The sequence below is a fragment of the Ureibacillus sp. FSL K6-0786 genome, from assembly GCF_037965165.1.
GTDB classification, from domain to species: domain Bacteria; phylum Bacillota; class Bacilli; order Bacillales_A; family Planococcaceae; genus Ureibacillus; species Ureibacillus thermosphaericus.
In genome coordinates this window covers 690,133-704,162 of record NZ_CP150191.1, presented here as the reverse complement: position 1 = coordinate 704,162, position 14,030 = coordinate 690,133, and the positions used below count along the sequence as shown (strand labels likewise).

Sequence of the window (14,030 nt, the reverse complement as noted above, 5' to 3'; positions counted from 1 at the left end):
CTCAAATAATTGAGGGACGGCTAAAATTATGATGATAAGAAAAGTTATTGTTATGTAAGAGATTCCGTTGTTAATTTATAGAAGGCTATTCATGAAAATCAGAAAATGGTTGTCGGAATAGGGGAAATTCTTTTATTATTGTTTACGTAGAAAAAGGAGACGTAGAAAATGACTACAAAATTAGAACAAGAAATTTTATCTCGTCGTACATTTGCCATCATTTCCCACCCGGATGCAGGGAAGACGACGATGACTGAAAAATTATTGCTATTTGGTGGGGCCATTCGAGCTGCTGGAACAGTAAAAGGGAAAAAAACTGGAAAATTTGCAACGAGTGACTGGATGGAAATTGAAAAACAACGGGGGATTTCTGTTACATCATCCGTATTGCAATTTGATTATGATGGATATCGAGTGAATATTTTAGATACTCCTGGACACCAAGATTTTTCAGAGGATACGTATCGTACATTAATGGCAGTGGATAGTGCTGTCATGGTCATCGATGCAGCAAAAGGGATTGAAGCACAAACAATTAAATTATTCAAAGTTTGTCGTATGCGCGGAATTCCAATTTTTACATTCATTAATAAATTGGATCGCCAAGGAAAAGAGCCGCTAGAATTAATTCAAGAAATTGAAGAAGTGCTTGAAATCCAAGCCTATCCAATGAACTGGCCAATTGGTATGGGGAAAGAGTTCCTCGGTATTTACGACCGCTTCCATCGACGCATTGAGCAATTCAGAGTAGATGAGAAGGATCGTTTTTTACCATTAGATGAAAATGGAGAATTAGCTGTTGATCATCCAATGAAGGAAACTTCGTATTATACACAAGCAATGGATGATATTCAATTATTAGATGAAGCAGGTAACGAATTTTCTGAAGAAGAAATTCGCCGCGGTGAATTAACACCTGTCTTTTTCGGTTCTGCATTGACAAACTTTGGCGTGCAAACTTTTTTAGATACCTATTTACAGTTTGCACCATCTCCACAACCTAGATTAACTGAAGATGAACAATTGATTGATCCAGTTTCACATGAAGAACTTTCCGGATTTGTGTTTAAAATTCAAGCAAATATGAATCCAGCCCATCGAGATCGGATTGCCTTTGTTCGCATTGTATCTGGGAAGTTTGAACGAGGAATGAATGTTACTTTAGCTCGTACAGGCAAAACGTTTAAAGTGACCCAATCCACACAATTTTTAGCTGAAACTCGTGAAACCGTTGACGAAGCGGTAGCGGGAGATATCATTGGTCTATATGATACGGGAACATATCAAATTGGTGATACGATTGTTGGTGGAAAGAAAATATTCCAATTTGAAAAACTCCCACAATTTACACCGGAATTGTTTGTCAAAGTAAGTGCAAAAAACGTAATGAAATCCAAACAGTTCCATAAAGGAATTCTTCAACTTGTACAAGAAGGAGCCATTCAATATTATAAAACGTTACACACGGAAGAGATTATGCTTGGTGCGGTTGGTCAATTGCAGTTCGAAGTATTTGAACATCGAATGAAGCATGAATATAATGTGGAAGTCGTAATGCAACCAATCGGATCTAAGATTGCCCGTTGGATTAAAAATGAAAATGAGGTAAAAGAATCAATGTCTTCATCCCGTTCTATGCTCGTAAAAGACCGTTTCGACAATCTTGTCTTTTTATTTGAAAATGAATTTGCAATGCGTTGGTTTTCAGAGAAAAACGAGCATATTCAATTATATAGTTTGCTTTAAGTTGTTTAGTTGTATAAGTAATGCAAGAATACAAGTTTACGAATAATAAGCGTGTAGGAAGAGAGCGAGGAGTTATCCTTTCGCTCTTTTTCTTTTTTGCAATCTTTCTACATTATTCTTTTCGATTTTGGCTTGTAGATTGACAATGATGCTGACAGCTTTAACTATTAACGAAGTGTAAGAAACGGTATTGTATCATATGCAATTACAAATTTGTAATACAGTATATGAAAGAAAGGAATACGGATTTTTATCAAGAATAATTGATAAAAGGAAAAAGGGGAATGGAGGAATTGGCGATGGCAGTTCACTTTTTTACAGGTTTTCCTGGATTTATAACGAGACAATTGATTGGAGAATTGTTCCAAAAAAACATAACGGACTCCGTGTATGTTCTTGTGTTAAGAACGGAAATGAAGAAAGCGGAAAAAGTACGTGAAAAAATTTTAGAAACTTATCCTGGAAGAAGGATTGAAATCATCGAAGGGGATATTACAGTACCAAAACTAAATTTAAAGGAAGAGACAATCAATCGAATTGCAAAGGAAGTTCGCTATTTTTGGCATTTAGCGGCAATCTATGATTTGGCAGTTCCTCGAGATGTGGCGTGGACAATCAATGTGCTAGGGACTTCCCATGTAAACGATTTTGTCAAATCATTACCTCATTTAAAACGATATATGTATTTTAGCACTGCTTATGTAGCAGGGAGAAGAGAAGGAGTAATTCTTGAGAAGGAGTTAATTCGTCCAAAAGAATTCAAAAACTATTATGAAGAAACAAAATTTGAAGCGGAGCTGCTTGTGAAAAATTTAATTGGAGAAATTCCTCTAACTATCATTCGTCCAGGCATTGTGAAAGGACATTCGATTACAGGAGAGACCAATAAATTTGACGGTCCATATTTCTTTTTAAATATGATTGATTGTTTGAGTTTTTTACCTTTCATTCCTTACATCGGAAAATCGGATACACACATTAACGTAGTACCCATAGACTATATAACAGAAGCGGCTATTTTCCTTTGTGAAGAGGAAGAGGCGATTGGAAAGACGGTCCATTTAACGGATCCCAATCCCCATCCTGTTCAAGAAGTATATCGGGCGATGGTTAAGGAAATGACAGGAAAATTTCCAAAAGGGAGAATTCCACTTTCAATAGCGAAGAAATTTTTGCAATTAAAAAAGGTTCGAACAATACTTGGTGTGGAAAAGGAAACGCTTGATTATTTGACATGGAATGCAACCTTTGATTGTTCGATAGCAAAAGAACTTTTATCAAAAGGGAATATCAGTTGTCCGGATTTCATAGCAACCATTCCCTCAATGGTTCAATTTTATAAGAAAAATAAAAATAACCAACAATTTCATATTCCAATAAAATAAATTCATTGCAAATATAATATTCTATTGCTATACTTATCCTATAGAAAATCGAACAACCATTGACATTGTCAAAGGGGAGTAGCTATAAGTATTTAGCGTGACTAAATACTTACTTCATATTCGTCACTACATGGCAATTGCCATCGGATATGAAAGCAAACTTATTCAATTTGCTTAGCAAGACCTTTGCCTAATTAGGCAAAGGTCTTTTCGTTTGCTTAAATTAGAGTTCCTTGACTAGTAAAACAGTTACAAGTTGGGCATAAAAAATTTAAGGAGGAATTATTAGTGGAAGCAATTATTTTGGAATATTTGTGGGTCTTAGTCGTTCTCGTCGTTTTAGAAGGGCTATTGGCTGCAGATAACGCGGTTGTAATGGCCGTTATGGTAAAACATTTACCACCAGATAAACAGAAAAAAGCGCTATTTTACGGATTATTTGGTGCGTTCATCTTCCGCTTTACAGCATTATTCTTAATTACAATATTAGTGAATTATTGGCAAATTCAGGCGATTGGTGCAGCTTATTTATTGTTTATTGCCATTAAAAATATTTACGAGAAGAAATTTAAGAATGAAGAAGAGAAGATAGATGAACATCTACAAAAAGGCAAAGGCTTTTGGGTAACTGTATTAAAAGTAGAAATTGCAGATATCGCCTTTGCGGTAGATTCAATGCTTGCTGCTGTTGCAATTGCAGTAACTTTACCAGAAGTTGGTGACTTCCATATCGGTGGCATTAACGGAGGACAATTTGCTGTTATGTTCTTCGGTGGTGTTATTGGCTTGATTTTAATGCGATTTGCAGCGCAAGCCTTTGTGAAAATATTAAATAAATATCCTGAACTTGAAACTGCTGCCTTTTTAATTGTAGGATGGGTCGGAGTGAAGTTAGTGGTGTTAACATTATCGCATCAAAAAGTTGGCATATTGCCACATGAATTCCCGCATTCAACCCCTTGGGAACTTACTTTCTGGGGCGTTTTATTAGCCATTGCAATTGGTGGATGGTTTGTTAGCATGGTAAAAAATAAAAAACAAAAAACAAAAGAAATTTAAAGTAAGGAAGGAGCAGTTTTAGCAGCTGTTCCTCTTTATTTTATATAAAATTTTTCTTATACTAATAAAAAGTTTATTCGACAATAAAGAGGGCGAAATGAATGGCAAATATGTCCGAGAGAATAAAAAATATAACGCCATTTCAACTGCTAGTATCATTTTATTTTATCGCTATATTAATATCATTTTTGTTATTACGAATCCCTGCTGTCTATAAAGATGGAAAAGAAGTATCAATTATTGATACGCTGTTTACTGCTGTCAGCGCAATCAGTGTTACAGGATTGACGGTGTTCGATATTTCGGAAACTTTCACTAATTTTGGAATGATTGTTTTATTGATTATTCTTCAATTAGGTGCGATTGGTGTTATGTCTATCGGCACCTTTATCTGGTTATTGATAGGGAAAAGAATCGGGATGCGGGAAAGACAGTTGATTATGATTGATTTTAATCAACATCATCTTGCAGGGGTTGTTCGGTTACTGAAAGAAATTGTGAAAATTTTATTTATTATTGAAGCATTAGGGGCACTTATTTTAAGCGTTCATTTTAAAAGGTATTTTGAGTCATGGTCAGAGGCCTTTAAACATGGCATTTTTGCTTCAATTTCTGCTACGACGAATAGCGGCTTTGATATTACGGGTCATAGCTTTGAACCATTTTATTCCGATTATTTTGTTCAATTTATTACGATGATATTAATCGTACTCGGAGCCATTGGATTCCCGGTATTAGTGGAATTGAAACATTTTTTAATGAAAAAGAATCCCGCATTTCGCTTTAGTTTGTTTACTAAAATTACGACCGTAACGTATGGGGGATTGTTTATATTAGGTACACTTGTTGTCTTATTTATTGAATCATTTCATTCTTTAAAAGGTATATCATGGCATGAAAAAATTTTTGTCGCTATGTTTCAATCTGTTTCTACACGTTCGGCTGGCCTAACGACAATGGATATCGGGATGTTTAATGAGGCGACAAATATCTTTCTTAGTTTTTTAATGTTTGTCGGTTCTTCGCCAAGTTCTGTTGGTGGGGGGATTCGAACTACCACATTTGCGATAGCTATATTATTTTTAATTAATTTCGCAAATGGAAGAAAAGAAATTCAAGTGTTTGGTCGAGAAATTTGTATGGATGATATTTTAAGATCCTTTGTAGTGATCATTTTAGCTTTCTTTATGGTCATGATCTCGACGATGATATTGGTAGTGACGGAACCCCATGGAACTGCTACGCAAATTGTTTTCGAAATAACATCTGCATTCGGAACTTGTGGCATGTCTCTTGGACTTACTGAAAAATTATCAACTGCAGGGAAATTGGTCATTATGACCCTCATGTTCATTGGAAGAGTCGGGTTGATTTCATTTTTATTTACTTTGGGTGGAAAGGCCCAAAATCCAAAATATCGGTACCCAGAAGAACGAATAATTATTGGATAATGAGTTGAACACGTGAATAAACCAAAAAATTCACCATTTTTAAAATGAAAATGGTGAATTTTTCTAATGAATATTATCAAAGAGTATAAAAGCTAATATGCCATTTGTTTAACAAAATACCAAATTGGGTGACAAAATAATAAGTCGAATTGACCATTTTTTCTTTCTATGGTGTCGTATTAGAAGTTATTATTAAAACTTTTCTGAAAAATATGAATATCCTTGTCCTTTTTATCATATGTTTTGTAAAAAAAGGTTTTTTCAAAAAAATACAAGAATATACAAAATAAGGGGAAGTAGTAATTAGTAATCTAATATAATCGAATAAGTGAATTAATAATAGAACTAAATTACTATCACAATCAAAAAATATAATAATATAAAAGTAAAATTGATATCCGATATTGGTTAAAATTAGAAAATAGGTATATTATACCCATTTTATTCTGAATTGTTTTATGAAATAATTTTGTACAAAATATAAATTAAGAAAATTTTGTAAAATTAAAAATTAGCAATTTATATATAGATAGAAAAGATAAGAGAAATTTATGATTGAGGGGAAGGATTGGTGTATTTTAATGAAAAGTGCCACAATGTTGCCTTTTTTGGAAGAATTAGTCCAATATGATAATGATCCAGTGCTTATTTTAGACACCTCATGTAAAATTGAGTCAATCAATCAAAAAGCTGCCGAATTGTTGAACTTAGCTGTGGAGGTTGGGAAGCCCCTTTCCATGGATAAACTATCTCAATCACGTTGGTATTCATTTTTAAAAAGAATTAGACAAGAGAGTTTTTCCTTCTCTTCATTTAAAATTAAAAATAAGGATTCATCTTTTAAGGAAATTAAAGTTTTGGGAATGTTTATCCAAAAGAAGAATTTAGTATTTTTAAAAATATTAAGTGATGATGAAAAAAAGAAGTTTCAAGTGAGCAGTAGAGGTTTTCTTAATGATTTGCCTTATGGCATCATATTCTTCAAAGAAGATCAAATTTTTGAAATAAATTCTCAAGCGGTTGAATTATTAAAGATTGATGTTGAAAAAGGTTTAAACTTGTCACTGGAATCTTTTCTCTCAAAATATCATGACTATAAAAATAATAAATTACAATTCCTGTCTGATTTAAAAAAATATGGACAAGCAACGTTGGAAATTTCCCATTTAAATAATGAAGAAGAGGTTTATTTAACACTAAACTGCAAATACAATTATTATTTAGATATGTATGTGATGACAGTTATTGATAATACGGAAAATGTAAAACTAAAGCAAAATATGAGAGATTTAGAACGGTTAAGTAATATGGGTAGGATGTCGGCAAGCATTACCCATGAAATAAAAAATCTTGTAACATCATTAAAGGGTTTTGTTGAATTGTTGAAAGATAATACAACCGAAGAAGGAAAAAAATATTTACATGTAATGGAATCTGAAATGGAAAGAATGGAATCCATTCTTTCAGAATTGCTTTATTTGTCAAAACCAAGTAAGGCCTTTGAGGAAAAGGTATCGCTTTTACAAATTTTGAAAGAAGTTGTTCAAATAATGCAACCACATGCATACTCGAACAATGTGTTTATTCAATTAAAATCAGAAGACAATTGCAATTCCACGATATTGGGGAATGTCAATCAGTTAAAACAAGTGTTCATTAATTTAGTGAAAAATGCCATTGAAGTAATGAAAAAAGGTGGAACGATTACAATTGAATTAAAGGATGTCCACAATAAAATTCAAGTTTCGGTACAAGATGAAGGGATAGGAATTCCTGAAGAAAATTTAAGCAAGTTATTTACGCCATTTTTTACAACAAAGGAACAAGGAACAGGATTGGGTCTATGTCTTGTAAAAAAAGTGGTAGATGAACATCAAGGGAAGATTGTTGTAAAAAGTACTGTCGGTGTAGGATCTACGTTTATTTTAGAATTTCCAAATTATACCGAGGGTTATACTAAGATTTATTATAACGACAGCCAACTGAAAAAATGGTTGACTACCCAGGAAGTTAATTCATTACCAGTTGTATAGGCACGACTTTGACAAATCTTCTCTCCAATAGATATAATGCTTTTATATAGATAGAAAAAAGAGGATGATTTGTCTTGCCGTCAAATGAGATGAAACAATCGTTAAAATTGTATATTGTGTTATCAAGAGCAAATAAAGCGATTAATGAAGTGACAAATCAGTTTTTTCAACAAAAAGGTTTAAATCCAACTGAATTTGCTGTGTTGGAATTGTTATATCATAAGGGAAGACAACCTTTACAAAAAATTGGAAGTAAAATTTTATTAGCAAGTGGGTCTATCACATATGTTGTTGATAAACTTGAAAAAAGAGGTTTGATTAAACGGGTATCTTGTCCTTCTGACAGGAGAGTCACATATGCAGAGATAACTGAAGAAGGCGATAAATTTATGGAAGAAATATTTCCAGAGCATGAGAAAAATTTACATGAATTGATGAACGCGTTAACACCAAGTGAAAAAGAAATAGCAATCGAATTGTTGAAAAAATTAGGTTTATCGATTAAAGATTTGTCTTATTAAAAACGAGCTGTTCGCTAAGACGAACAGCTCGTTTGTATATTCTTTTGAATTGTATAATTATCTTCAAAAATTTTTTTATTTTATTGTAACTTCATCCTCCACCTAATTTTAGAGGGATAAGTTATTTTTCTTCAATTGTTAACCCCATTTTGATGAGTGCGTCTTTTAAATCGTAATCTTTTTGATCAAAAACAGATAAACGAACTAGAATATTATTTTTTTCGTAAACGATTCCAACGACTTCATCATTTTCAATGGTAGTTATAAATGCAACAAAATTAGTAATTTCCGGATGTTTATTAACCGCTTCAGTAATATCCAATGGTTTGTATTCGTTGATGGCTGCCATCCATTCTTCTGTACTTTTTACGAGATGATCATATGATGAAGCATTTTTTGGAAACACTTCAATACGCATGGAGATGGCATCATTATCTTGGAGGAAAAGAACTTCTTTTCCTGGCTCTTCTTTTGTGAGTTCATACCCTTCTAAAATTTGTATTGTATAATTTTCTTCTTCTACAACTGCGGTTTCATGAGTATACACTTCACCTTTTGATGTGTATTCAATTTTATTTTCAGGCTGATTTGTTTCTTCGTCTTGTGCTCCATTCTCTGTTGTCTCTTCATCTTCAACATTTTCTATTTCCTTTTCCGAATCTGCTGTTGTTTGATCTGGCTCCGTATTTTGTCCATTTGTTGTTCCACAAGCAGCGAGAAGGAACATTAATAGAGTTACTGAAATAAATAGTTGTAGTTTCTTTTTCATTTTACTCTACCTCCTTTTTGATTAAACGAATATGAAACGAAGGAAGTTTCATTTTTTTTAATAATGAATAAAAGGCAATATTAAAAATAACAGCAAAACAAAAACTTCATGCGCAACGATGACTAATGGCATACTTTTCTTCCATTCGTATAAAAACCCAAATATTAGGGATATAATGAATGCGCAAATGACACCATGGATAAAACCGCTCAATGATATTGCCAATGCAAATAATAAGCTAGTCATGATGCAAGCAATTACTGGAGAAACATATTGTTTGAGTGCATGTTGAACGTAGCCGCGCCAAAACAATTCTTCACCGACGACAATGATAAAAATGAGCAATAAATAATGCCAAATATTATTCGGACCATATGTTTCTAAAAATTTGCGAATCGTTTTTATTGAACTACTGTCTGTAAACTTAAGCAACATATAACCAAGTCGGATGATGCCATAAGTAATTGTGCCGAATCCGATACCAAATAGGATATATTTCCAAGTTGGGAGTTCATCTTTGAATTTCCCAAAAAGGATGGAGATTGCAGTACCGACGAGGAGAGTAAAAGTATATAAATGCCAGAAGATTTTTTTTACTTCGAAGGAACAATACATACTTATAAAGATGAAAGCAAGCGAGAGAAGGAGTACAATCATTTGTTTTGAAAATTTCATGTTACTTGCCTCCTTTGTTATCATAATATCAAAAAAAACTCCCCCTATCATCAATTACAAATGAAAAGGGGAAGTTTTTTTATTTAAAATCATTTACTGACTTTACGATTTTATAACGTTTATGATTAACGACGGTTTTTTCTTCCAAATCTAAGTCACGATAGTTCGACATAATTGTTAAATCAACAATTACTGAATTATCATTGACTTTTTCAACCATTCCGCGAAGTCCATCCTTAAATTCAATAATATCTCCCACTTCTGCTATTTTCATTGGCGTGCCCCTCCTCTATCAGTTACTATGAAGTTAGTTTGCATGATAATAGAACAAATGTAAAGTGATTTTAGAATAATTTCGAAAATATAAGAAGTAGGAGGTAAAATATTTATGAATAACTACAAAGATATGATTGAAAAGTTAAAAAATGGGGAAATAAAAAGTATAGAAATTACAAAAGAGGAATTTTTGCAGTTTCGTGAAGTGCTTGTGAATGATGAAAAGTTTAAACATTTTAGAGGTGAAGCAAAACAAGGTGGAAGGGTCATTTATACTTATTCAGATACACCGCGTGCATAACAAAAAACTACTTCCACCCATTTCTATATGAAAGAGGGGATTAGAAGTATGGATAGATTGAAGCTACATTTGGAGTACGTTCGGGAAAAAATGATTCGTTCAGGTTTAGAAAATGGCCTGCAATCACCAAAAACGATTCGATTAAGTAAACAACTGGACCAGATTTTAAATCAATATCAAAAGCATGAAAAATCCCCATTGATTATTACGAAAAAATAATTTTTTTCAATTTTTTGTTATAAAAAATCATGCAATTGGCAATAGTATTTTTTGAACACAGCAACATTCTCATTTTCCCCCTTTTCAAGCAGCGTATCTTGCTGCTCTTTTTATTTTTCTATGTATTAACAATTTTTTCATTACATATCAACAATTGCCCATTTATATGGTACATTACAAGAAAGTGTAAAATATGCATATTTTTAATAATGATACAGGGGTGTTGGGGAATTATGTTTAATAAAAAGATTGCATTTATCGGTACAGGGGTTATGGGAACTAGTATCGTAAAGCATCTATTGAAGGCGGGATACGAAGTAACGTTATATAATCGTACGAAGGAAAAAGCAATTCCTTTAATTGACCTTGGAGCTACTTGGGCTGATACACCTGCCCTTGCTTCTGAAAACAAGGATATCATTTTCACAATGGTTGGTTTTCCTAAAGATGTTGAAGATGTGTATTTTGGAGATGATGGCATTTTCAAAACAGCAAAAAAAGGTTCGACTCTCATAGATATGACGACTTCAAAGCCGAGCCTTGCAGAGAAAATATATGAGGCAGCGAAAGAAAAGGGAATAATGAGCCTTGATGCACCGGTGTCTGGGGGAGATATAGGTGCAAAAAATGGTACATTATCCATTATGGTAGGTGGAGATGAAGAAGTTTTTAAAGAAATGTTGCCAATTTTTGAATTATTTGGCTCCAATATTGTTTATCAAGGAAAAGCTGGCTCTGGTCAACATACAAAAATGTGCAATCAATTATTAATAACGACGAACATGATTGGCGTGTGTGAATCCATTGCTTATGGAATGAAGGCAGGATTAGATTTAAATAAAGTATTAGAGTCGGTTTCTTCAGGAGCTGCTGGCTCATGGTCATTATCAAATTTGGGACCACGTATATTAAAAGGCGATCTAGATCCAGGCTTTTATATTAAACATTTTATTAAAGATATGAAAATTGCTTTGGAAGAAGCAGAAAAAATGGAATTAGATTTACCAGGTTTACATTTGGCGAAAGAAATGTATGAGACGTTGTTAAACAAAGGGTATGGTGATTTGGGAACTCAAGCGTTAATTAAATACTACAATGTCTGAGTGGCAATTTTAAACTGATAGGGGCGATATTTTTGATTAAAGGCCAAAACCTGAGGAAGAGGAATCAATTCGCATTATATTGTTCCCTTCCAATTCTTTCATGGGCATTGTACGATTTTGCGAATACGATTTTTTCATCCAATATTAATACGGTTTTTTTTCCTTTTTATATGGATGAAGTGCTTGGAACAGATAAAGTGATGGAACAGGTTGCAAGCTCCTTTATTTCTTATGCCAATGCTTTTGCAAGTCTCTTTTTGGTGCTCTTTTCTCCGCTTTATGGTGTTTGGATTGATCAAACAGGTTATAAAAAGAGATTTATCGTTTGGTTTGCATCTATCTCAATATTTTTTACATTTATGATGGGAATTTTTGCTCAACTGGATGTTTCAAGTTATATTTCAGGATTGCCCCTCAGTTTGTGTTTCGTTGTTCTTAGTTTTGTCATTGCAAAATTTTGTTTTAATTCCAGTTTAGTGTTTTATGACACGATGTTAGGAGATCTTGGCACAAGTGAAGAGATACCATTAATTTCAGGATTTGGTGTAGCTGTCGGTTATTTAGGAACGATAGTAGGGTTATCGGTATACTTTTTCGTAGCTGATGGTGGTTTTCATCGAGCTTTTATTCCAACGGCAATTCTTTATCTTATATTTTCCTTACCATTATTTTTCTTTATTAAAGATCGACCAATCCCTAAACATCAAAGAAAAAAGCTTGGATTTTTTAAAGGATATAAAGAAATTGTCGATACTTTTAAAGATATGAAAAAATATAAAGCAATTTTTACTTTCATGATTGCTTACTTTTTCTTAAACGACGCCATTGCAACGACAATAGCGATGATGGCAGTCTACGCAACAGTGATTGTTGGTTTTACTTCTGGGAAATTTATAATTTTATATTTAGTAAGTACCATATCTACTGTGATTGGGTCTTTCATTTTTGGCAACATTACAAAAGCAATTGGTGCCCGAAAAGCCGTTGCAATCGTAAGCATCATTATGATTATCGCTTTAATAATAGCGGTATGTGCTACACAAGAATGGATGTTTTGGATTGCGGGAAGCATGTTCGGTGTGTCACTTGGTTCCATGTGGGTAACCTCTAGAACATTGATTATTGAATTATCACCGGAGGAAAAACGTGGTCAATTTTTCGGTTTGTTTGCTTTTTCAGGAAAAGTTTCTTCTATTATTGGCCCAGCGTTATATGGAACGGTGACGTTCATGCTAAAGGATTATGGACCCCTTGCATCAAGAATTGCTTTAGGTTCTTTAATTGTATTAACGATTATTGGTTTAATTGTTCATTTGCAAGTACAGCAGGAGCAACATTAAATTTAAATTATTACCATCTGAATTTATAGAAAAGTTATATTATTATATTTAGTTATATAGGAAGGAATGATGATAGATGGAGCAAAAAAGTATTTTACTAGAATCAGGAACCAACGAATTAGAAATTGTTGAATTTGAAGTAGGAAATAATAAATTTGGAATCAATGTAATAAAAGTAAAAGAAATCATACAGCCACTTCCTGTCACATTTATTCCTCATGCTCATCCGCATATAGAGGGAATTGTCCAGTTGCGAGGAGAAGTATTACCGGTTGTCGATATGTTGAAAGTGTTAGGAATACCAAATGCCTCTTATAGTGATCAGCAAAAATATATTGTTGCAGAATTTAATAAACAAAAAGTGGTATTCCATGTGGATAATGTTACACAGATACATCGTATTTCTTGGAATCAAATTGAAAAGCCTTCAGATATGTATCAAGGAAGTTCTAACCAAGTTATCGGTGTCATTAAAATTGGTGAATCAATGATATTATTACTTGATTTTGAGAAAATAATGGTTGATATTAATCCAGATTCCGGAATTAGCATGGATTCTGTAAAGAAACTTGGAAAGAGGGAACGATCAGAAAAAAGAATCATCGTGGCAGAAGATTCACCATTATTGCGTAAATTGTTAAATGATACATTAACAGAAGCAGGGTATGTTAATTTAGAGTTTTTTGAGAATGGTAAAGAAGCTTTTGAATATCTGGAACACTTATTAGAAACGAATGATGATATTACGAAGCATGTACAATTAGTGGTAACGGATATTGAGATGCCACAAATGGATGGACACCATTTAACAAAAAGAATAAAAACTCATTCAGAGCTACAAAAGTTACCGGTTATTATCTTCTCAAGTTTAATTACCGATGATCTTCGCCATAAAGGGGAAAGAGTTGGTGCAGATGATCAAATTTCGAAACCTGAAATTGGAGATTTAATTTTAAAAATTGATGAATTGATTTTGTAACATAGCACAATTTTAGGTATCCATAAATTCAATAGCTTTTTTCAATTCACATTTGTCGGATGCCTTTAAAGGCTCCGACGTTTTTGATTAATTTTTATTCGTTGAACCAACATTAAACATATGACAAAATATTCTTAAACTTAGAATTCGTATATAGAGAGTAGGGATTTTAT

At 33.1% G+C, this 14,030-nt stretch carries 14 protein-coding genes; 11 read left to right on the top strand and 3 right to left on the bottom strand.

Annotated features, from left to right (window positions below; all coding sequences use genetic code 11):
- Window positions 1-168 precede the first annotated feature (168 nt).
- The 6 genes from NSQ18_RS03505 to NSQ18_RS03480 all read left to right on the top strand — a co-directional run bounded on the left by NSQ18_RS03505 (window position 169) and on the right by NSQ18_RS03480 (window position 8,195).
- Window positions 169-1,746, top strand: coding sequence for a peptide chain release factor 3 (locus NSQ18_RS03505; protein WP_339288980.1), 1,578 nt, complete (start codon window positions 169-171; stop codon window positions 1,744-1,746).
- Window positions 1,747-2,045: 299 nt separating this feature from the next.
- Complete coding sequence (locus tag NSQ18_RS03500) at window positions 2,046-3,131, top strand: SDR family oxidoreductase (RefSeq protein ID WP_016838256.1); 1,086 nt, start codon at window positions 2,046-2,048, stop codon at window positions 3,129-3,131.
- Window positions 3,132-3,419: 288 nt separating this feature from the next.
- Complete coding sequence (locus NSQ18_RS03495) at window positions 3,420-4,190, top strand: TerC family protein (protein WP_016838257.1); 771 nt, start codon at window positions 3,420-3,422, stop codon at window positions 4,188-4,190.
- Window positions 4,191-4,291: 101 nt separating this feature from the next.
- Window positions 4,292-5,641, top strand: a complete 1,350-nt coding sequence (locus tag NSQ18_RS03490) for a potassium transporter TrkG (protein WP_339288978.1) — start codon at window positions 4,292-4,294, stop codon at window positions 5,639-5,641.
- Between the two features lie 581 nt (window positions 5,642-6,222).
- Window positions 6,223-7,674 (top strand): ATP-binding protein, encoded by a 1,452-nt coding sequence (locus NSQ18_RS03485; protein WP_339288976.1) that lies wholly within the window; start codon window positions 6,223-6,225, stop codon window positions 7,672-7,674.
- A 74-nt stretch (window positions 7,675-7,748) separates the two neighbouring features.
- Complete coding sequence (locus tag NSQ18_RS03480; RefSeq protein WP_016838260.1) at window positions 7,749-8,195, top strand: MarR family transcriptional regulator; 447 nt, start codon at window positions 7,749-7,751, stop codon at window positions 8,193-8,195.
- A 121-nt stretch (window positions 8,196-8,316) separates the two neighbouring features.
- Here the strand turns inward: NSQ18_RS03480 and NSQ18_RS03475 are convergent, their stop codons facing one another.
- The 3 genes from NSQ18_RS03475 to NSQ18_RS03465 all read right to left on the bottom strand — a co-directional run bounded on the left by NSQ18_RS03475 (window position 8,317) and on the right by NSQ18_RS03465 (window position 9,913).
- Window positions 8,317-8,964 (bottom strand): hypothetical protein, encoded by a 648-nt coding sequence (locus tag NSQ18_RS03475; RefSeq protein WP_339288974.1) that lies wholly within the window; start codon window positions 8,962-8,964, stop codon window positions 8,317-8,319.
- 57 nt (window positions 8,965-9,021) lie between these two features.
- Entirely contained in the window at window positions 9,022-9,639 is a 618-nt protein-coding gene (locus tag NSQ18_RS03470; protein ID WP_016838262.1) for a type II CAAX endopeptidase family protein, read from the bottom strand.
- Window positions 9,640-9,718: 79 nt separating this feature from the next.
- A complete protein-coding gene (locus NSQ18_RS03465; protein ID WP_016838263.1) occupies window positions 9,719-9,913 on the bottom strand; it encodes a DUF2187 family protein in 195 nt (64 codons plus the stop codon).
- 114 nt (window positions 9,914-10,027) lie between these two features.
- On the opposite strand from NSQ18_RS03465, the gene NSQ18_RS03460 reads away from it, so the two are divergent.
- The 5 genes from NSQ18_RS03460 (at window position 10,028) to NSQ18_RS03440 (ending at window position 13,857) form a co-directional block, all read left to right on the top strand.
- A complete protein-coding gene (locus NSQ18_RS03460; protein ID WP_016838264.1) occupies window positions 10,028-10,216 on the top strand; it encodes a hypothetical protein in 189 nt (62 codons plus the stop codon).
- 48 nt (window positions 10,217-10,264) lie between these two features.
- Window positions 10,265-10,435 (top strand): aspartyl-phosphate phosphatase Spo0E family protein, encoded by a 171-nt coding sequence (locus NSQ18_RS03455; RefSeq protein ID WP_016838265.1) that lies wholly within the window; start codon window positions 10,265-10,267, stop codon window positions 10,433-10,435.
- 233 nt (window positions 10,436-10,668) lie between these two features.
- The gene (locus NSQ18_RS03450) at window positions 10,669-11,538 is read left to right on the top strand and encodes an NAD(P)-dependent oxidoreductase (RefSeq protein WP_339288970.1); all 870 of its coding nucleotides are present in this window, start codon (window positions 10,669-10,671) and stop codon (window positions 11,536-11,538) included.
- 32 nt (window positions 11,539-11,570) lie between these two features.
- Window positions 11,571-12,878: an MFS transporter gene (locus tag NSQ18_RS03445; RefSeq protein WP_339288968.1), complete on the top strand. Its 1,308-nt coding sequence runs from the start codon at window positions 11,571-11,573 to the stop codon at window positions 12,876-12,878.
- Window positions 12,879-12,954: 76 nt separating this feature from the next.
- Window positions 12,955-13,857, top strand: a complete 903-nt coding sequence (locus NSQ18_RS03440; protein ID WP_016838268.1) for a chemotaxis protein — start codon at window positions 12,955-12,957, stop codon at window positions 13,855-13,857.
- The last annotated feature ends 173 nt before the right edge of the window (window positions 13,858-14,030 follow it).